The organism is Ensifer sp. EB106-05-01-XG146 (assembly GCF_058791875.1).
Genome location: NZ_JBYTDX010000001.1, coordinates 1,339,572 through 1,357,976 on the forward strand (window position 1 = coordinate 1,339,572; position 18,405 = coordinate 1,357,976).

Annotated in this window: 16 protein-coding genes and 1 tRNA gene; 11 read left to right on the top strand and 6 right to left on the bottom strand. The window is 62.2% G+C overall.

The window, feature by feature from the left end; translation table 11 throughout:
• The first annotated feature begins 40 nt into the window (after window positions 1-40).
• Window positions 41-1,594: a peptidoglycan DD-metalloendopeptidase family protein gene (locus AC3WVQ_RS06500; protein ID WP_090295629.1), complete on the top strand. Its 1,554-nt coding sequence runs from the start codon at window positions 41-43 to the stop codon at window positions 1,592-1,594.
• 116 nt (window positions 1,595-1,710) lie between these two features.
• On the opposite strand, the gene AC3WVQ_RS06505 is transcribed toward AC3WVQ_RS06500, so the two are convergent.
• A complete protein-coding gene (locus AC3WVQ_RS06505; RefSeq protein WP_090295626.1) occupies window positions 1,711-2,580 on the bottom strand; it encodes an ATP-binding protein in 870 nt (289 codons plus the stop codon).
• 302 nt (window positions 2,581-2,882) lie between these two features.
• On the opposite strand from AC3WVQ_RS06505, the gene yajC reads away from it, so the two are divergent.
• The 5 genes from yajC to AC3WVQ_RS06530 all read left to right on the top strand — a co-directional run bounded on the left by yajC (window position 2,883) and on the right by AC3WVQ_RS06530 (window position 7,691).
• Complete coding sequence (yajC, locus tag AC3WVQ_RS06510; protein WP_034796611.1) at window positions 2,883-3,218, top strand: preprotein translocase subunit YajC; 336 nt, start codon at window positions 2,883-2,885, stop codon at window positions 3,216-3,218.
• Window positions 3,219-3,263: 45 nt separating this feature from the next.
• Window positions 3,264-5,834 carry a protein translocase subunit SecDF gene (gene secDF / locus AC3WVQ_RS06515; RefSeq protein WP_090295623.1) on the top strand — a complete coding sequence of 857 codons (2,571 nt, stop codon included), beginning with the start codon at window positions 3,264-3,266 and terminating at the stop codon, window positions 5,832-5,834.
• Window position 5,835: 1 nt separating this feature from the next.
• Window positions 5,836-6,222: an Mth938-like domain-containing protein gene (locus AC3WVQ_RS06520; protein ID WP_034796607.1), complete on the top strand. Its 387-nt coding sequence runs from the start codon at window positions 5,836-5,838 to the stop codon at window positions 6,220-6,222.
• Window positions 6,223-6,241: 19 nt separating this feature from the next.
• Window positions 6,242-7,084, top strand: a complete 843-nt coding sequence (locus tag AC3WVQ_RS06525; protein ID WP_060583192.1) for a phytoene/squalene synthase family protein — start codon at window positions 6,242-6,244, stop codon at window positions 7,082-7,084.
• 139 nt (window positions 7,085-7,223) lie between these two features.
• Window positions 7,224-7,691 carry a hypothetical protein gene (locus tag AC3WVQ_RS06530; protein ID WP_034796603.1) on the top strand — a complete coding sequence of 156 codons (468 nt, stop codon included), beginning with the start codon at window positions 7,224-7,226 and terminating at the stop codon, window positions 7,689-7,691.
• 86 nt (window positions 7,692-7,777) lie between these two features.
• Here the strand turns inward: AC3WVQ_RS06530 and trmFO are convergent, their stop codons facing one another.
• From trmFO to AC3WVQ_RS06545, 3 genes are all read right to left on the bottom strand, one after another.
• Complete coding sequence (gene trmFO, locus AC3WVQ_RS06535) at window positions 7,778-9,196, bottom strand: methylenetetrahydrofolate--tRNA-(uracil(54)-C(5))-methyltransferase (FADH(2)-oxidizing) TrmFO (RefSeq protein WP_034796601.1); 1,419 nt, start codon at window positions 9,194-9,196, stop codon at window positions 7,778-7,780.
• Between the two features lie 100 nt (window positions 9,197-9,296).
• Window positions 9,297-9,440, bottom strand: coding sequence for a DUF1127 domain-containing protein (locus tag AC3WVQ_RS06540; protein WP_064816989.1), 144 nt, complete (start codon window positions 9,438-9,440; stop codon window positions 9,297-9,299).
• 432 nt (window positions 9,441-9,872) lie between these two features.
• Complete coding sequence (locus tag AC3WVQ_RS06545; protein ID WP_064816990.1) at window positions 9,873-10,016, bottom strand: DUF1127 domain-containing protein; 144 nt, start codon at window positions 10,014-10,016, stop codon at window positions 9,873-9,875.
• 934 nt (window positions 10,017-10,950) lie between these two features.
• Between AC3WVQ_RS06545 and AC3WVQ_RS06550 the strand changes: the two genes are divergently transcribed.
• From AC3WVQ_RS06550 to tig, 4 genes are all read left to right on the top strand, one after another.
• Window positions 10,951-12,060, top strand: coding sequence for a DUF2157 domain-containing protein (locus tag AC3WVQ_RS06550; protein ID WP_090295620.1), 1,110 nt, complete (start codon window positions 10,951-10,953; stop codon window positions 12,058-12,060).
• Window positions 12,057-12,638, top strand: a complete 582-nt coding sequence (locus AC3WVQ_RS06555) for a GDYXXLXY domain-containing protein (protein WP_034796596.1) — start codon at window positions 12,057-12,059, stop codon at window positions 12,636-12,638. Before AC3WVQ_RS06550 ends, AC3WVQ_RS06555 begins: the two co-directional genes overlap by 4 nt.
• A gap of 183 nt (window positions 12,639-12,821) precedes the next feature.
• Window positions 12,822-12,906 (top strand) — tRNA-Leu (locus AC3WVQ_RS06560).
• A gap of 179 nt (window positions 12,907-13,085) precedes the next feature.
• On the top strand, window positions 13,086-14,564 hold the full coding sequence (gene tig, locus AC3WVQ_RS06565; RefSeq protein WP_034796594.1) for a trigger factor: 1,479 nt from the start codon (window positions 13,086-13,088) through the stop codon (window positions 14,562-14,564).
• Between the two features lie 177 nt (window positions 14,565-14,741).
• Here the strand turns inward: tig and AC3WVQ_RS06570 are convergent, their stop codons facing one another.
• Entirely contained in the window at window positions 14,742-15,545 is an 804-nt protein-coding gene (locus AC3WVQ_RS06570) for an endonuclease/exonuclease/phosphatase family protein (RefSeq protein WP_090295617.1), read from the bottom strand.
• Between the two features lie 190 nt (window positions 15,546-15,735).
• Window positions 15,736-17,151: a Si-specific NAD(P)(+) transhydrogenase gene (gene sthA / locus AC3WVQ_RS06575; RefSeq protein WP_034796590.1), complete on the bottom strand. Its 1,416-nt coding sequence runs from the start codon at window positions 17,149-17,151 to the stop codon at window positions 15,736-15,738.
• A 257-nt stretch (window positions 17,152-17,408) separates the two neighbouring features.
• Between sthA and AC3WVQ_RS06580 the strand changes: the two genes are divergently transcribed.
• Window positions 17,409-18,398, top strand: coding sequence for a magnesium and cobalt transport protein CorA (locus AC3WVQ_RS06580; protein WP_244546742.1), 990 nt, complete (start codon window positions 17,409-17,411; stop codon window positions 18,396-18,398).
• Window positions 18,399-18,405 lie beyond the last annotated feature (7 nt).

Sequence of the window (18,405 nt, forward strand, 5' to 3'; positions counted from 1 at the left end):
ATCAATCCACATCGAGTTGCGTTCGGAGTGGGTAAGCGTCATGCGTAAGTTTGTATCTCCCGGGGTTGGAAAGTCGACGATCCGCCTTTGCGTGGCGGTCCTGCTGGCAGGCGTCGCAACAGGCTGCAGTTCGGATGCAAGCCGGTTTGACGGCCTGTTCTCCCGGTCCGACAACATCACCACAAATTCCATCCCCCGAGACGCAACGCCGGTTCCGCGCGGCGATGTGTCCGTCGGTCAGATGGCGGCAGCGCCGGTTGATAACCGTGGTTCAGCCCTCGGTCAGCCCTATCCCGCGGCAGCCGGGCAGGGTGCCTACGATCCGGTAAACACGGCCTCCACGCCCGTATCCAACGCCCGCGTCGCCTCGACCCCGATCTCCGTTCAGCGCACCACTCTGGCTGACCCGAGCGCTGCTGGAAACCAGCGCGCCGAAGCCCAGCCGTTCCCGGCAGCACGCCAGCAGGCCGCACTCGCCACGCAGCAGACGCTTCCCGCAACGGTCAAGGAAACCGCAAGCAAGAGCGGCTGGACGACGCAGAACGCTCCGACGATCATGGTTCGCCCGGGTGACAATGTCGCCGTTCTCTCCAAGCGTTTTGGTGTCCCGGAAAAGGAAATCCTGAAGGCCAACGGTCTGCAGTCCGCAGCGCAGGTCGAGACCGGTCAGCGTCTCGTCATCCCGACCTTCGGCGTCGCAGGCAGCGCTGCCAAGGCGGCAGCCACGAACTCGATCGCCGATCTCGATGGCAACAGCCGCCAGCCGTCGCCGCTGCCGGTCAACCAGCGCGACGTTGCGATCCTGCCGGGTTCGGCCCAGTCCCGCGAAAAGGGTGAAGGCAAGTCTGACGTCGTTGCAGGCAAGCCGGCAACGAACGGCGAGGGCGCCGGCGGTGGATCCTACACCGTCAAGCCGGGCGACTCGCTCAACCGTATCGCCAAGACGACGGGCGTATCCGTTGCCGCCCTCAAGCAGGCAAACGGCCTGACGGCCGAATCGATCCGTGTCGGCCAGACGCTGCAACTGCCGGGCGCAAATGGTGCCGCTCCGGATCAGCTCAAGACGGCCTCGGTTCCCAAGAAGGCCGAGCAGCCGCAGGTTGCCTCGCTCGACAAGAACAAGCCGGCTGAATACCAGGCGCCGGTTGCCAAGCAGAGCGTCAGCGAAGTCGCCAGCAAGACGACGGATATCGACGACGATTCTCCGAAGTCGACCGGCATCAGCAAGTACCGCTGGCCTGTGCGCGGCGCAGTCGTCGCCGGCTACGGCGCCAATGTCGATGGCAACCGCAACGACGGTATTAACATCTCGGTGCCCGAGGGCACGCCGATCAAGGCGGCTGAAAACGGTGTCGTTATTTATTCGGGCAGCAGCCTGAAGGAACTCGGCAACGCCGTCCTGGTGCGCCACGACGACGGCACGGTCACGGTTTATGGTAACGCTTCCGAACTCAAGGTTCAGCGCGGCCAGAAGGTTCAGCGCGGCCAGACGCTCGCTGCTTCGGGCATGACCGGCCGGGCAAGCCAGCCGCAGGTTCACTTCGAGGTGCGCAAGAACGCCACCGCGGTAAACCCGGCGACCTTCCTCGAATAGTCTCGATCGGTCGCAAAGCCGATCCGGATCCGATGTTTGCACCGCTTGCCCTCTCGGGCAGGCGGTGCTTTCTATTTCAGGATGTCGGCAAGGCGTGCGGTTCGCGACGCGCCCGGTTACCCGTCGAGCCTGTGGCGCAGGCGGCCGGCGAGATCCTGGATGAATTGCCAGGCGACGCGGCCGGACCGTGCGCCACGGGTCGTTGCCCATTCCAGCGCTTCGGCGTGCAAGGTGTCGCGATCGAGCTTGAAGCCATAGTGCGCGGCATAGCCGTCGATCATCGCCAGATAGTCGTCCTGGCTGCACTTGTGGAAGCCGAGCCACAGGCCGAAACGGTCGGACAGCGAAACCTTCTCCTCGACCGCTTCCGACGGGTTGATCGCGGTCGACTGCTCGTTCTCCATCATATGCCGCGGCAGCAGGTGGCGCCGGTTCGAGGTGGCGTAAAGGAGCACGTTGGAAGGGCGTCCCTCGACGCCGCCGTCGAGCACGGCCTTCAGCGACTTGTAGGACGTATCGTCGTGATCGAAGGACAGATCATCGCAGAAGACGATAACCGGGACCGGTGCCGACTTCAGAATGTCCATCAGCGCCGGAAGCGTGGCAATATCTTCGCGATGCACCTCGACCAGCTTGACCGCAACACCGGTGTCGCGCGCAACCTGCGCATGAACCGATTTTACCAGCGAGGATTTGCCCATGCCGCGTGCGCCCCAGAGAAGCACGTTATTGGCCGTGTAGCCCTCGGCAAAGCGCAGCGTGTTGTCGAGCAGGATGTCACGGACATGGTCGACCCCGGTGATCAGGGACAGTTCGATGCGGTTCGGCTTGGTGACCGGCTGCAGATGGTGTGTCGCCGGGGCCCAGACGAAGCACTCGGCAGCGGTCCAGTCGTTCGCTGCAGCGGCGGGTCCGGCCATGCGCTCGATCGCCGCGGAAAGCTTCTGCATTTCCCTGATGAGAACGTCGATCTTGGCTTCCGGCATATGTCTCTCTCCACTCGCTGAATCAGGTGTTTGGCCGTGCCGTCATGATTCGAGGCGGCGTGGCCCTGGTGTTTACCGTAACCGCGTCGCGGCCAGGTCCCACCAGAAACCCGGTAGCACGCAGGTTTACGCTGGAAAAGGTCACCGAGGCCCGCGCGAGGGGTTCTCCTCTTGTGTAAATTGTGTCAGAGGCACAGGAACGGGTACGGGTGCCCGCGGCTTTGCAGAGCGGCGGGGCGTCCCTATATTCCGGCCGATTTGGCGCGGAGGAACCGCCGATATTTGAACTCAAGGAGTGATCGATGTTCATTACCGAAGCTTTTGCGCAGACTGCCGGCGCCCCTTCCGCCGGCGGCGCGGACATTCTCATGTCCATCCTGCCGTTCCTGCTGATTTTCGTCGTTATGTATTTCCTGATCATCCGTCCGCAGCGCGCTCAGATGAAGCGCCGCGAGGAACTCCTGAAGAACATCCGTCGCGGTGACCAGGTCGTGACCGGTGGCGGCATCGTCGGCAAGGTCACCAAGGTCGTTGACGACAGCGAACTCGAAGTCGAAATCGCCGATGGCGTGAAGATCCGCGTCGTCCGCAGCGGCGTGTCGGAAGTTCGCGTCAAGGGCGAGCCTGTCAAGGAATAAGGCAGGAACAGCCACCACCAGCCGAGCAACTGGAGCGTTTGAGGCATGCGCAGATTACCGCCGTTGAAACGTATCCTCGTCTGGTTGGTGGCGCTTGCCGGCATCGCCTTTGCGCTGCCGAACGTTCTAAGCCGGGAGGAGGCAGCCGAACTTCCGTCTTGGCTGCCCCATCGCCAGGTGGCGCTCGGGCTCGATCTCCAGGGTGGCTCCCATTTCATGCTGCGGGCGGCGCGCAGCGACATCGTCGCTGAACGGCTCGAGACGATCGCCAACGAGGTCGGCAAATCGCTGCGCGATGCCGACATCGCCTATATCGGCCTTTCCGGCGAAGGCCAGTCGATCGCCTTCCGCGTTCGCGACCGGTCGCAACTCTCTGCCGCTCGCGAGCGGCTGAGGCCGCTGACGGCGCCCGTCGATATCGGGGGGTTCGGCTCCGAGCCGATTTCCGAGGTCGTGTTCGACAGTGCAGAACCGGATGAACTGGTTCGCCTGCGCCTCACGGACGAAGGCATCGACTACCGGCTCTCGCTGGCCGTGGCGCAGTCCATCGACGTCGTACGCCTCCGCGTCGCCGAAGTTGGCGCCATCGAGCCGCTGATCCAGCGCCGTGGCGATGACCGGCTGATCGTGCAGGTGCCTGGCCTCGGCGATCCGCAGCGGTTGAAGGATCTGCTCAGCCAAAGGGCCAACCTGGCCCTGCGGATGCTGGATACCTCCGTGCCCGTGCAACGCGCCGTGGAGGGCCAGCCTCCGTCCGGCACGGAAGTCCTATATTCCTTCGACGACCCGCCAGTGCCCTATCTCGTCGAAAAGGCACCGCTGCTTGCAGCGGCGAATTTTGTTGCAGCCCAGCCGGAACCTGATGCTTCCGGCGAAAGCGCGTCGGTCGCCATCAAGATCGATACCGCTTCGCAGCAGCGTGTTGCCGCCCTTGCGGCGCAGCAGCCGCCAAAGGATGCAGCGATCGTTCTCGATGGACAGGTCATCGCGACGCTCAAGCTGTCGGAGGCTGTCAACGGCGACACCTTGCGCATCTCCGCAGACCTGCCGACCGAAGGTGCGACCGACCTTGCCGCTCTCGTGCGCACAGGGCCACTCGCGACGCCCCTGACCTTCGTCGAAGAGCGAACGGTCGGCCCCGGCGTCGGTGGCGACGCCATCGCAGACGGCCTGAAGGCGGGTCTGGTTGCGGCTGTCGCAGTCGCCGCATCGATGATCTTTTTCTACGGCGTCTTCGGCGTCTTTGCGGTCATTGCGCTCGCCCTGAACATTGTCCTGATTATCGCGGCGCTTTCCCTTTCGGGCGCGACGCTGACCCTTCCGGGCATTGCCGGCATCATTCTGACGATCGGCGTGGCCGTCGATTCGAACGTGCTGATCTACGAGCGCCTGCGTGAAGAGGTTCGCGGCGCCGAGCCCCTGCGGCGCACCATCAACAACGCCTTTTCGCGTGTCTTCAGCAGCATCTTCGATGCCAACCTGACGATGCTGATTGCGAGCGCCATCCTCTTTTATCTTGGCTCCGGATCGGTGCGCGGCTTTGCCGTTACGCTTGCGATCGGTAGCGTGACGACGCTCTTCACCGCTTACACGGTCACCCGCCTGATCGTGAAGCGCTGGCTGCGCCAATGGAAGTCGGAACGCTTGCCGAAGGGTATTCGGACCGGCCGCTTCAGCGACCTGGACATCCGCTTCATGCGGATCCGCAACCCGGTCTTCATCCTGATGGCGGCGCTGTCGCTCGCCTCCGTCCTGCTGCTTGCCGGCATCGGGCTCAATCTCGGCGTCGACTTCAAGGGCGGCTCGATCATCGAGCTGCATTCCAAAGGCGGACCGGTCGATGTCGCCGATCTTCGCGCGCGCCTCGACGAGCTGAATTTCGGCGAGGTCCAGGTGCAGCAGCTCGGCTCGGGCGAGGACGTTCTGGTGCGGGTACCGTCGCAGGAGGCGGGAGACAACGCCGAACAGACGGCCGCCGGCGTCATCCGGTCGGAACTTTCGGACGAGTATGATTTCCGCCGCGTCGAGGTGGTCGGCCCCGTCGTATCCGGCGAACTGACACGCGCCGGCACTATCGGGCTTGCTGTTTCGTTCCTTGCTATCCTGCTCTATGTGTGGCTGCGCTTCGAGTGGCGCTTCGCCGTCGGCGCGATCATTGCCACGACGCACGACGTCCTGCTGACGATCGGTTTCCTCGTGCTGACCGGCATCGAGTTCAATCTCGGCAGCATTGCCGCGGTTCTGACGATCGTCGGCTACTCGCTGAACGACACGGTCGTCATCTACGATCGCATCCGCGAAAACCTTGCACGCTACAAGCGCATGCCGTTGTCGGTGCTGATCGATACGTCGATCAACCAGACACTGTCGCGCACCATCCTGACAGCGCTGACGACCGTTCTGGCACTGACAGCGCTTTATCTCTTCGGTGGCGGCCTTATCCGCGCCTTCAGTGTTACAATGCTGTTTGGCGTTATCGTCGGAACGATCTCGTCCATTTACATCGCCGGGCCGATCCTCATCCTCTTCAGAAAGCGCACCGACCACATTCCGGGGGACGAGAACGCCTCCGGCGCGGATACGGGTGCGGCGGGCGCGGCAAAGGGTGCTGTTTGAAATGCCTAAGGGAATTGAAATTCGCGAAGCCCATTTTCCGGGACGTGCGCCCATTGATGCCTACGGCAATGGTGGCTTTCGCTTCGCAGACATGTCGCATCGTGGCTCGATCCTGATGCTGCCCTCGGGCGTCTATGCATGGGACGTCGCGGAGGGCGATGCGCTGACGGTCGAGAAGTTCTACAAGGTCGTCGATGAAGCGAAGGACATTGAGGTGCTGCTGGTCGGCACCGGCAAGGACATTCGCCCGCTGCCGGCCGATGTGAAGACAGCTTTACGCGCCGCCAACATATCGTCGGATCCCATGAGCACCGGGGCCGCTGTCCGCACCTACAATGTGATGCTGGCCGAATCGCGCGCAGTCGCCGTCGCACTGATCGCAGTCTGATCGGCCTGGGGAAGACGACGTGCACGACAATTCTGCCCAGATTCTGGCTGACCTGCGGGATACGGACCGCGACCGCTATCTCGCCTGCCTGCTTGCGCCGGCCGACAAGCAGCCCGCGCTTGCCGCACTCTATGCCTTCAGTGCGGAGATCGCCCGCATCCGCGATCTCGTGCACGAGCCGATCCCCGGTGAGATCCGCATGCAATGGTGGCGGGACCTCATCGGCAACGACGCATCGACCGGAGAAGGGCATCCGCTTGCTGAAGCGCTCCTTGGCTGCATTCGCACGCATCGGCTGCCGGTCTCCGTGTTCGAGAACATGATCGATGCCCGGATCTTCGATCTCTACGACGATCCGATGGAAGACCGTTCGGCGCTTGAGGGCTATGCCGGCGAGACCGCCTCGGCGCTGATCCAGCTCTCATCCCTGGTCCTTGATCCAGAGAATGCCGCGAAATCGGCCGAAGTCGCCGGTCACGGCGGTGTCGCGCAGACGGTCGCAGGCCTCCTCATGCTGTTGCCGCTGCATTTGCGCCGTGGCCAGGTCTACCTGCCGGCTGAATTGCTGCGCGCCACCGGTCTCGATCGCGAAACGCTGATCGCCGGCGAAGACAGCGCCGCGATCAGCCAGGCGATCCGGGCCTTCGCGGGCTTCGGGCGAGATCATCTCGCCAGGGCGCGTGCGCAGCTGGCGGCGATCGCGCCGTCGAATTTCCCCGCCTTCATACCGCTTGCGCTTGTCGAGCCTATCCTTAACCGCGCGGAGGCTGCGGGCGCCGGGCTTCTGCAGAAACCCATCCGCCCGGCCCAATGGCAGCGGCAATGGTGGATGTGGCGCGCGGCACGGCGCCGCCGCTTCTGATACGTCAGAGGTTCGGCCTGATCGGTCTGCTCGGGGCTTTGGCGCAGACGCGCACGCCGTGACGACAAATTGGCGCAAGCCTCGCAGCGTATAGAAGCGCTTTATCGGCGTCATGCCGAGCGAAGGGGAGCGCCCGCGGATGCTTTGGTTATTGCTCATCGCCGTCATCGTCTTGGTCGGCGCATTCTACATGTGGATGAACGCCCGCGCCGAGCGGGACTGGGACAATCCCGATGCCGGCTCTGCGATGGTGGAATTCGGGCGTGCCTTTCCGGACGAGGCGATCCGGGCGCTGCACTCGACGGCGGACCGCACGGCGATCTTCCTGCGGCTGCATGACGGCAAGGCGGGCTTCATCCAGTCGCACGGCACCCACTATGTCTGCCACGTGATCCAGCCCGGAAAGGTTCGGGTCAATAGCTCCGAGACCGGCCGAGGCCTCATCGTGCATTTCCCCGATTTTGCTTATCTCGACAACGACTTCGAGTTTCAGAGCGCCGGCGAGGCGGCCGAGGTTTCGCTCTGGCTGCTCGGCAGCTTCAGTCCGAAATCGGAGTTCGAGCAGCCCGCCGCCGAGCCGCCGCATACGGCACAGGCGACCGAGTAGCTCTCACCGCGTTCTTCCATAAGAAAAGGCCCGCTTGCATCACTGCAGGCGGGCCTTTTGTCGTGGAACAAATGCGTGTCCGCCTGTCAGGCGGACTTGCCGAGCCAGGCGGCGCAATCAGCGAGCGCGCGCGACGCCGTCGCCTGCTTCTTGGCGACTGCCTTTTCCTTACCACGGAAGCGCTTGACGCCTTCCGGCTTGGTGATCGCGCCCGGATCGAGCGGCGGGAACAGGCCGAAATTGACGTTCATCGGCTGGAAAGAGCGCTTGCCCGGTTCATCGTCGGAAACGATGTGGCCGCCGGTGATGTGGTTGAGCAATGCGCCGAAGGCGGTGGTCGCCGGCGGGGTCGCCAAAGTCTCGCCCTTGCGTTCGGCAGCGGCGAAGCGGCCAGCGAGCAGGCCAATGCTGGCGCTTTCGACATAACCTTCGCAGCCGGTGATCTGTCCGGCAAAGCGCAAGCCCGGCCGCGACTTCAGCGTCAGCGTTCCGTCGAGCAGCGTCGGCGAGTTGATGTAGGTGTTGCGGTGCAGGCCGCCCAGACGGGCGAATTCGGCATTCTCGAGGCCGGGAATCATGCGGAAGACTTCGGCCTGAGCGCCATACTTCAGCTTCGTCTGGAATCCGACCATGTTGTAGAGCGTGCCGAGCGCATTGTCCTGGCGCAGCTGTACGACGGCATAGGGCTTGACGGTGGGGTTATGGGCATTGGTGAGGCCCATCGGCTTCATGGGCCCGTGGCGCAGCGTCTCGCGGCCGCGTTCCGCCATCACCTCGATCGGCAGGCAGCCGTCGAAATAGGGCGTGCCTTCCCATTCCTTGAAGCCGGTCTTGTCGCCGGCGATCAACGCATCGACGAAGGCATTGTACTGCTCCTCGGTCATCGGGCAGTTGATATAGTCCTTACCGGTTCCGCCGGGGCCGACCTTGTCGTAGCGCGACTGAAACCAGCAGATGTCCATGTCGATCGTCTCGGTATAGACGATCGGCGCGATGGCGTCGAAGAAGGCGAGCGCATCGGCGCCCGTTTCCGCGCGGATCGCTTCGGCAAGACCGGGTGCGGTCAGCGGGCCGGTCGCGATGACGGCGAGATCCCAATCTTTCGGCGGCAGACCGGTGACTTCTTCGCGCACCACCGTGATCAGCGGATGAGCGGCGATCGCCGCGCTGACCGCGTCGGAGAAGCCGTCACGGTCGACCGCAAGCGCACCGCCCGCAGGCACCTGGTTGGCGTCGGCGGATTTCATGATCAGCGAGCCGGCAAGGCGCATTTCCGCATGCAGCACGCCAACCGCGTTGCTGGTCGCGTCATCCGAGCGGAAGGAATTGGAACAGACGAGTTCGGCAAGGCCGTCGGTCTTGTGCGCGTCAGTGCCGCGCACGCCGCGCATCTCATGCAGGATGACCGGTACGCCGGCTTCGGCGATCTGCCAGGCGGCTTCCGATCCGGCAAGGCCGCCGCCGATGACGTGGATGGGGGAGTGGGAAGAAGTGTCTTTGCTCATGGCCGGCTTCCTATCACGGCTCGGCCTTTCGTTCCAACGCCTATAAACGAAAACGGCGCCTTGAAGGCGCCGTCTTGGAAGTCCTGGTCGTTCGTTCCGATTAACGGAAGGAACGGGCCGCAATGTTGCGGATGTCGTAACGGGTGATGCCGATGTCATTGAGAGCGTGGTTCGACAGGTTGCCGAGCTCGCTGACGGTGCGGCGGTAGTTGATCCAGCTTTTTGCGATACGAATCGGGTTCATGGTCTTTTCCTCAAAATCAGGTTGTCGCGACAGCCATCTGTCTGCGTCGTTGAGGTTCTTATACGCTTGTCTAATTAGAAGGTGGAGTGCAAAGAAAATGCAGCTGCTATGCATTTGTGCAGTGCATCGCCGCATAGATGGGCACCGCTTCAAAAGGCGGCATCGATTAATGATTGATTAAAAGCTTAATTGCCCGTTGATAAGCGATTGTTTTCAAAGGGACTTACGAGCCGATGGTGAGCAAGGACGCAGCGTCTGTCGATGGACGCGGTTCGGCCGCATGGGCAGTCGCAGATGGCGAAGCATCCGGGCCTCTCGCAAGTGCGAAGGCGTCACCTGGATCGTACTCGCTGCGACAAAAGAAAACGCCCCCCGGAATGAACCGGAGGGCGTCTTACTTGGAGGTCGGTTGCGCTTGACGCGCAGCCTGAACTACTTGATCGCCTGGCGAGCAACGTACGGGATGTCGCCACGGCCGATGCCGAGGTCAGACAGTTCGCGGTCGGTCATACGGCCGAGTTCGTTGCAGGTCTGACGATACTTGCGCCAATTGTTGAAAGAACGTGCGAGGTTCATGATCCTATCCTTTCTAGGGTCGTGTGCCAGCGCTCATCTCTCTTGCTGGCCGTAATCTGATGCTCTGAAATATAATCTTTTTGAGCAGAAGTTACAGAGACAATGCTGCATCGCACCCATGCAGGCCGTGCAAGCCTCTACGCGATGGCGTGTTCGCAGCTGGCGCCTAAAACGCGCGGCGCAATCGAGTTGTCGTGGCTGGAAAGCTGCCCGAAATGTGAGGGGCCAAAAACAAACAACGCCCGCTGGGGGAGGAGATCCAGCGAGCGTCGCTTTGTTCTGATCGGCAACCGGGAGGAGGAGTGTCGCCGATCCAAATCGAGGGGCGCTGGGAGGAGGAGTGCGCCGCCCCGATCGATGAGTTGAAGATAGTACGCAGGCGGGTGGAAGGGTAGCGCTGTTCCAGAATGGCACCTATGCATCCAGTGCATGGCGTGGGGCGAGCGCAGCGAAATTATGCACGAATATTGTGCAGGTGCGCAGACGCAGGCTTCTTTGTGGAGAGGAGGGCTGAAAAGAATAACGCCCGCTGGGGGAGGAGGTCCAGCGAGCGTCATTAGGGGTGATTGGCAACTGGGAGGAGGAGTGTTGCCAATCTGATCGGAAGAGCGCTGGGAGGAGGAGTGCGCTCGTCCGAATTCCGTCGGTTTTACCCGGGCCTTTCTCAGCAAACTGAGGCGGCTGGCCATTTCCGCTGGCGACCGTCTGGCTTCATGCCTTCGTTCGCCTTTGATGATTTGAATATAGGACCTTTAAATCGATTTGTGCAGTGCAATATCTGCATGGAAGATATGCGCATTGCGCAAGCCGTTCGTTCGTCCTCATCGGTTTGGTGCGCAGTCGCGAGTGAGCGATTGTGTTTCCGCACCGATACGTGATTAGTTGGGAGCTGAACCGGACCATTTCAAGCATCGGATTCTAGGCTGGGGGCAGGATGTACCGCGCGCGTCTCGAACGAGACTTCAAGCACTGGATGGACAAGGGGCTGCTGCAGGAGAATGCAGCACGCGCAATGCTGGCCGAATATGACGGTCGCGAGTCCACGTTCCGGGCAGGGCGCGTCCTGCTCATTCTCGCCGCACTCCTGTTGTCCGCCTCAATCCTGCTGCTTGTCGCCGCCAACTGGGAGGCGCTGCCACGCCTTGCGCGGGTGGCCGGCATCGTCGCTCTGGTCTGGGGCTTTCATTTCGCCGCTGCCTGGCTGACCCAGACCGGCCGCACGACGCTTGCCGCAGCGGCCCTCGTTCTGGGGGTGGCCGCCTTTGGGGGCGGCATCGCGCTGATCGGGCAGATGTATCACCTGTCGGGTGACGCGGCCGATGCCGCGCTGCTGTGGTTTGCCGGCGCCGTCCTCTCTGCCTTGGCATTTCGCTCAGCAGCAATGACCGCAGTTGCGGGTGGGCTTGCCTGGTTCTATTTCGGAACGGTGCTGCAGGACAATGGGTTCGGCGCCACGCCGGACTGGCGCGTGTGGTCCGTTCCGGTGCTCGCGGTGATCGTCGTTCTGCTGGTGCGCCTCACGGCCGCCGACCGGGCCCGTCATCTCCCCTATCTGCTGGTCCTGTCGTGGCTGGCCTGGCTTTACCTCGACAACGCGTCGCTTGCCTTGGCAGGTGGCCTTGCGGCGTTCGGCCTCGTGGCCTTTCTGGCGGCGACGCTGCCAGGCTCTCCGCTTCGCGCCCTGGCGGTCGATGCCGGTTCGGCACCCGCTTTCTATTCCTTCGCGCTCGCCTTGCTCGGATTTACCGCTCTTCAATTTGAAGCCGTCGGAGTGACAACGGAGGTCGCGACCGGGGCGGGCACGCTGCTGGTGGCCCTCCTTGGGATCGCGCTTGCCGGGGCGCAGAACGGCGCCGTGCGCTATCTCGGCTACGTCGCCTTTGCCGGTGAGCTTCTCTATCTCGCCTTCGAAACCCTCGGCTCCATGCTCGGTACCTCCGGTTTCTTCCTGATCTCCGGATTGGTGGTTGCCGGCATCGCCTGGCTCGTCATCCGCATCGAGGGGCACTTGGCAAATGCGCGCGGGACGGAGGCGCCACGATGACCACCGCAAAGACCCGTTGGTTGAACCCATTGCTGGCGGCCCTGCTGGTTGCGGGCGTACAGACGGCGGCACTTGGCTATATGATCGAGAGCAGGGCCTCGATCCTCAGAAGCGGCCGTGACGTGCTGTTGAAGACCGTGCCTGTCGATCCCCGCGATCTGCTTCGGGGCGACTACGTGATCTTGAGCTACGACATTTCAAGGCTCCAGCCGGAATTGTTCAAGGGCGATACGCCGAAGCAGTCGGAAGAGGCTAAGGTCTACGTTCGGCTGGAAAGGCAGCTCGACGGCTTTTGGGCGGCGACCGAAGCGTCCTTCGCGCCGCTTAGCCCTGCCGGCGACAGCGTCGTCCTTCGCTCTCTGCCATTTACCTACTATCCCTCGTCTGCGCTCTCGTCCGTCAATGTAGAATACGGGATCGAGCGTTTCTATGTGCCGGAAGGCGAGGGGCGGACGCTGGAGGAGGCGCGCAACGCCGAGGCGCTCTCCGTCAATATCCGCGTGGACGCCAAGGGAAAGGCCCAGATCCGCGAGATCGCAGTCAATGGCAGCCCGGTCTATGAGGAGCCTCTCTATTGAGGCACGCCGTGCCAACCCGCTTGGTCGTGGAATTCCCGCATTTTCCCTTTGATCCCGCGAAAACGAGTGATATAGAGACGCCGCGCTCGGGAAAGCCCTGAACTTTCAGCATGCCCATTCTATCCGCGGTATTCCGCTGGTTGGTCTTGCGGGAATACGGTCAGGCGGTGCGATTGTCTGAACGCGGGTATGGTGAAATTGGTAGACACGCCAGATTTAGGTTCTGGTGCCGTAAGGCGTGGGAGTTCAAGTCTCTCTACCCGCACCAGATCAGCGATCGCGCCCAAAGTCCGGATTCTGCGAGGATGAGGGGGGCTGGAGTGCCATTTTGCTTGCAAAACGGTTGCAGAACTGCGTAAAGCCACTCCCGGCAAATGGATCGGCTCACGTGCTCGCCAGACCTTTCGAAGGGGAAGAGCACAGTCAACGTGAAATGAAGGTTTGAACATGCAGGTTATCGAAACGCTCGCTCAAGGGCTGAAGCGCGAACTCAAGGTCGTTATCCCGGCCAAGGACATGGAAGCTCGGATGAACGAGCGTCTGGCCGAAGTGAAGGACCGTGTGAAGATCAACGGCTTCCGTCCCGGCAAGGTGCCGGTTGCGCATCTGAAGAAGGTCTACGGCAAGTCGATCATGGCTGACCTGGTCAACGAGATCGTTCGCGACAAGCCGACCGAGATCCTGTCGGGCCGTGGCGAAAAGTCGGCCACCCAGCCGGAAATCGCGATGACCGAGGACGAGGCCGAAGCCGACAAGATCCTCAACGCTCAGGCCGACCTCGAGTTCACCGTTGCCTACGAAATCATCCCGGCGATCGAACTCAAGGACGTCAGCGGCATCAAGGTGACCCGCGAAGTCGTCGAGATCGCTGAAGACGAAGTCAACGAGCAGATCCTGAAGATCGCCGAAAGCGCCCGCAGCTACGAATCGAAGAAGGGCAAGGCCGCCAACGGCGACCGCGTCACCATCGATTACCTCGGCAAGGTCGACGGCGTCGCCTTCGACGGCGGCAAGGACGAAGACGCTGAGCTGGTTCTCGGTTCCAACCGTTTCATCCCGGGCTTCGAAGAGCAGCTCGTTGGCCTGAAGGCTGGCGACGAGAAGGTCATCACCGTGACTTTCCCGGCTGAATACCCGGCTGCAAACCTTGCTGGCAAGGAAGCCACCTTCGACATCACCGTCAAGGACGTGGCTGGCGCCCAGGACATCGAAATCAACGACGAACTGGCCACCAAGCTCGGCCTCGAATCGGCTGACAAGCTGAAGGAAATCGTCCGCGGCCAGATCGAAAGCCAGTACGGCAACCTGACCCGTCAGAAGGTCAAGCGTCAGATCCTCGACCAGCTCGACGAACTCTACCAGTTCGAAACGCCGGAGCGCCTCGTCGAGGCCGAATTCGAAAACATCTGGCGCCAGATCAACACCGACCTGCAGCAGGCCGGCAAGACCTTCGCCGACGAAGAAACCACCGAAGAAGAAGCCCGCGCTGAATACCGCAAGCTCGCTGAGCGTCGCGTTCGCCTCGGCCTCGTTCTCTCGGAAATCGGTGAAAAGGCCGGCGTCCAGGTCAGCGACGACGAACTGCAGCGTTCGCTGTTCGAACAGCTCCGCCAGTTCCCGGGCCAGGAGAAGCAGATCCTCGACTACTTCAAGAACACCCCCGGCGCTGCTGCTTCGCTGCGCGCTCCGCTGTTCGAAGAAAAGGTCGTCGACCACCTGCTCGGCGAAATCTCGGTAACCGACAAGACGGTTTCCAAGGAAGAGCTGACGGCTGACGACGAAGAGACTGAAGGCAAGGCTGCCAAGAAGGCTCCGGCCAAGAAGAAGGCCGCCGCCAAGGCTGAAGCCACGGAAGGCGAAGAAGCCGCTGCTCCGAAGAAGAAGGCTCCGGCCAAGAAGAAGGCCGCTGACGACAGCGCCGAGTAATCGGATCGAAGCCTTAGGAATCGAAAGGCCCTGCCGCTTGCGGCAGGGCCTTTTTCGTTGCGGGAGGCGAGCTCTTCGTCCAGCGCTGGCCGAGAGCATGCTGCTTTCAGCGACACACGGAAGTGTCAGCTGATTCAGCCAGAGCCGACTTCGTGGCTCAGTGAAACCCGCGGCGCGCTAAGCGATGTCGAGGAGGAGGGCGCGATGGTCGGAGACTTCGGGCTCTGCGACGACATCGAAGCGAGCGACGCTGACTGCACCGTTCGCCAGCATGTAATCGGCAAAGCGGCCGCTCTTTAGATAGTGCGACGTGCGCGTGTCCGTGTGGCCGCGGGAAACGACGAGGTCGACGAGCCCCAACTGGCCGAGCGTCTGAAACGTTTGGCTGTCTGGGAGCACATTGAAATCACCGCACACGACAAGCCGCTCGTCTCCGGGCCAGACCTGGTGGACGAGACCTACCAGCGCCTCCGCCTGCGCGCGGCGTGCCGGACTGTCGTTCTTGCCGCCGACCTCCCGCAGGCCGTGCATCTGCGCGATGGTGATGGGAGTGCCAGCGTCGTGATCGAACAGGCGAATGCAATGGGCGTTGCGCGCACGCGGATGCGGCCCCCAGCTGTCGGGCGAAAAACTGCCATGCACAAAACCGAGGGCCTGGCCGATGACGGAATAGCCCCGCCGAACGAATGTTGCCAGACCGAATTCCGATGCCACGGGCGTGTCTCCAGAAAAGAGCGTCCCTCGCGCGGTCGGGCAGAAGAATCCATCATGTCCCGGTAGTACGGCGGCGATCTCGTCGAAGAGGTTGGCGCGTTGCGGCAGTTCCACATCCGCATCGCGATAGCTCAGCCATTCGGCCTCGGTCGTCGGTGATCGTGCGACCTCCTGCAGGCACAGGACATCGGCGTCGACATCGGCGAGATATTTCATCAAGGGCGAATGGAGCTTGCCGCCCCAGGCATTGAGCGAAAGGATGCGCATGGTGTTCGGCTCTCTTGATCGGGAGAGGTGAAGCTAGCCGATTCGCCGGCGTCCTGCGCACTTCGGATGCGGTCTGCGGGATGGCAAACCCGGAGAGATCGGTTCGGCAACGCGGAACCAAAATCGTTGCCCTCTAGGCACGTGGCCGCCGCCGTCAGCGTTGACGGCGGTCAGCTCTGTCGCTGGATGCTTACGCTTTCGGCGCTTCCTGCTTGATCTCGCCCATACGGTTCCAGGCGTCGAGGCCGGCGATCTTGTAGGCCTCGGCCAGCGTCGGGTAGTTGAAGGTGTTTTCGACGAAGTACTCGACCGTGCCCTTGAGGTTCAGCACGGCCTGGCCGATATGCACTAGTTCTGTCGCGCCTTCGCCGATGATATGCACGCCGAGCAGGCGGCGGGTCTTCAGCGAGAAGATCATTTTCAACAGGCCGGAATCGAGCCCCATGATGTGGCCGCGCGAGGTCTCGCGGAAGCGGGCGATGCCGCATTCGTAGGGGATGCCGCGTTCCTTGACCTCTTCTTCCGAGAGACCGCAGGTGGAGATCTCAGGCACGGCGTAGATGCCGTAGGGGAAGTATTTCTGCGGCTCCATCGCGATCGCGCCGATGGCGACCCGGGCGGCGATGCGCCCCTGTTCCATCGAGGTTGAGGCGAGGCTCGGGAAGCCGACGACGTCGCCGGCGGCGTAGATGTTCGGGACGGAGGTCTGGAACGTCTCGGGATTGACCTTGAGGCGCCCTCGGTTGTCGGCTTCGAGCCCGGCTGCGGGCAGGTTCAGCGTATCGGTGGCGCCCATGCGGCCCGCGGCAAAGAGCACCATGTCGGTTGTGATCTTGCGGCCGTTGTCGAGCGTCAGCAGCACCTTACCATCGTCGAGCCGCTCCACCGTGTCGGCCTTCTGCCCGAGGTGCAACTTCATGTTGCGGTCACGCAACTGGTAGATGAAGTCTTCGACGATTTCCTTGTCGATGAAATCGAGCATCGTCGTCTTCGGATCGATCACCGTCACCTGGGTGTCGAGCGCGCTGAAGATCGTCGCGTATTCGATACCGACGACGCCGGCGCCGATCACCACCATGGAGCGCGGCAGGGTCTCGATATCGAGCAGTTCATCGCTGTCGAGCACAGTCTTGCCGTCGAACGGCATGTAATCCGGGCGGAAGGGCTTGGTACCGACGGCAAGCATGATGCTGGTGCCGGACACGAGCATGGTCTCGCCGTCGTCCTTGACGACTTCGAGCGTGGTCGGATTGACGAAGCTGGCTTTCCCGCGCATCTGCTGCACGCGGTTGCGCGCGAACTGATGTTCGAGAACCTCGACTTCATGATTGAGGGTGATGATCAGCCGCTGCCGGAGGTCATCGGCGCTGATCTCCTGCTTGACGCGATAGGAGCGCCCGTAAAAGCCGCGCTCGCGCCAGCCCGAAAGATTGAGCGCCGTTTCGCGCAGCGTCTTGGAGGGAATCGTACCGGTGTGAACCGAAACGCCGCCAACGCGTTTTCCCTGTTCGATGACGAGGACCTTCTTGCCGAGCTTGGCTGCCTGGATGGCGCCGCGGCGGCCGGCAGGTCCGCTTCCGACAACGATGAGATCGAACTGGTTCATAGGCGTTTCCGTTAGAAGGTGGAATCGTTGTGCGTTGCGAAAACTCTCGCTCGCAAGCCTCTATACCGTCAATGGCACGGTTTGATGAAGTGGTTTTCATAGCCGAAACAGTCGGATGAGAATATATAAGGGAGTGCGCGTATGCTTGGCTTCGTTACGACATGCGGAGCCCGTCGGTGTCGTATTTGCCTGGGAGGCTGACGATGGGATTGGAGCTGACGAACAGGGCTTTGCCACAGTCTGGCGCTGAGGGCGTCATGCCGCATTCGCAGCCGCAGCCGGGCGTCGTAGCGGCCGCGGTCTACGAGAACGGCGTTCGCGTCCGCGATATCCGCATCGAAGACGCAGGCAAGTGGCGCGGCCGCCCGGGCACAGTGATCTGGATCGGCCTGCATGAGCCCGATGCGGAACTGTTGCGGCAGATCCAGCAGGAATTCGATCTGCATGACCTGGCGATCGAGGACGCCTGCAAGGCGCACCAGCGGCCGAAACTGGAGATCTATGGCGACTCGATCTTCGTCGTCGCCCGCACCGCGCATATGGTTGGCGACGAGATCGCCTTCGGCGAGACGCATCTGTTCGTTGGGCGCGGTTACGTCATCTCGGTCCGGCACGGCGCGTCGACCTCCTACATGGCCGTGCGCCAACGCTGCGAAGCATCTCCTGCAGCCTTGGCCCACGGCGAAAACTACATCCTCTATTCGATCCTCGATTTCATCGTCGACAACTACATGCCGGTGATCGAGGCGATCCACGAAGAGGTCGAGGAACTGGAAGACCGGCTGCTGCGCGAGCGGCTGGTCAAGGGCGACATCGAACGCCTCTATCTGCTGCGGCGCAATCTCTTGCGCCTGCGAAACGCGGTCGTGCCGCTGGTCGACGTCTGCCGACGGCATGAGCACATCGATCTACCGGGCATGGATGCAGCACTGCAGCCGCTCTTCCGCGACGTTACGGACCACGTGCGCCGCGTTCAGGAGGATATCGACGCTTTGCGTGAGGTTCTTGCCTTCACCTTCGAGGCGAGCCTGATGGTCGGTCAATCCGAGCAGACGGAAATCTCGCGCAAGCTCGCGTCCTGGGCCGCGATCCTCGCGGTGCCAACGGCGATCGCCGGCATTTACGGCATGAACTTCGACGACATGCCGGAACTGAAGTTCCGCTACGGCTACTTCGTCGTCCTTGCAGTGATCATCGGTCTTTGCGGCACGCTCTACCGGTTCTTCCGCCGCGCGAAATGGCTTTAGGCCGGAG

Excerpts from the sequence above, each read along its gene's own strand:
- AC3WVQ_RS06580 (WP_244546742.1), top strand. The coding sequence starts at position 17,409 with ATGCCGCATTCGCAGCCGCAGCCGGGCGTCGTAGCGGCCGCGGTCTAC.
- yajC (WP_034796611.1), top strand. The coding sequence starts at position 2,883 with ATGTTCATTACCGAAGCTTTTGCGCAGACTGCCGGCGCCCCTTCCGCC.
- AC3WVQ_RS06570 (WP_090295617.1), bottom strand. The coding sequence starts at position 15,545 with ATGCGCATCCTTTCGCTCAATGCCTGGGGCGGCAAGCTCCATTCGCCC.
- trmFO (WP_034796601.1), bottom strand. The coding sequence starts at position 9,196 with ATGAGCAAAGACACTTCTTCCCACTCCCCCATCCACGTCATCGGCGGC.
- AC3WVQ_RS06555 (WP_034796596.1), top strand. The coding sequence starts at position 12,057 with ATGACCACCGCAAAGACCCGTTGGTTGAACCCATTGCTGGCGGCCCTG.
- sthA (WP_034796590.1), bottom strand. The coding sequence starts at position 17,151 with ATGAACCAGTTCGATCTCATCGTTGTCGGAAGCGGACCTGCCGGCCGC.
- AC3WVQ_RS06500 (WP_090295629.1), top strand. The coding sequence starts at position 41 with ATGCGTAAGTTTGTATCTCCCGGGGTTGGAAAGTCGACGATCCGCCTT.
- secDF (WP_090295623.1), top strand. The coding sequence starts at position 3,264 with ATGCGCAGATTACCGCCGTTGAAACGTATCCTCGTCTGGTTGGTGGCG.
- AC3WVQ_RS06545 (WP_064816990.1), bottom strand. The coding sequence starts at position 10,016 with ATGAACCTCGCACGTTCTTTCAACAATTGGCGCAAGTATCGTCAGACC.
- AC3WVQ_RS06505 (WP_090295626.1), bottom strand. The coding sequence starts at position 2,580 with ATGCCGGAAGCCAAGATCGACGTTCTCATCAGGGAAATGCAGAAGCTT.
- AC3WVQ_RS06540 (WP_064816989.1), bottom strand. The coding sequence starts at position 9,440 with ATGAACCCGATTCGTATCGCAAAAAGCTGGATCAACTACCGCCGCACC.
- tig (WP_034796594.1), top strand. The coding sequence starts at position 13,086 with ATGCAGGTTATCGAAACGCTCGCTCAAGGGCTGAAGCGCGAACTCAAG.
- AC3WVQ_RS06530 (WP_034796603.1), top strand. The coding sequence starts at position 7,224 with ATGCTTTGGTTATTGCTCATCGCCGTCATCGTCTTGGTCGGCGCATTC.
- AC3WVQ_RS06520 (WP_034796607.1), top strand. The coding sequence starts at position 5,836 with ATGCCTAAGGGAATTGAAATTCGCGAAGCCCATTTTCCGGGACGTGCG.
- AC3WVQ_RS06550 (WP_090295620.1), top strand. The coding sequence starts at position 10,951 with ATGTACCGCGCGCGTCTCGAACGAGACTTCAAGCACTGGATGGACAAG.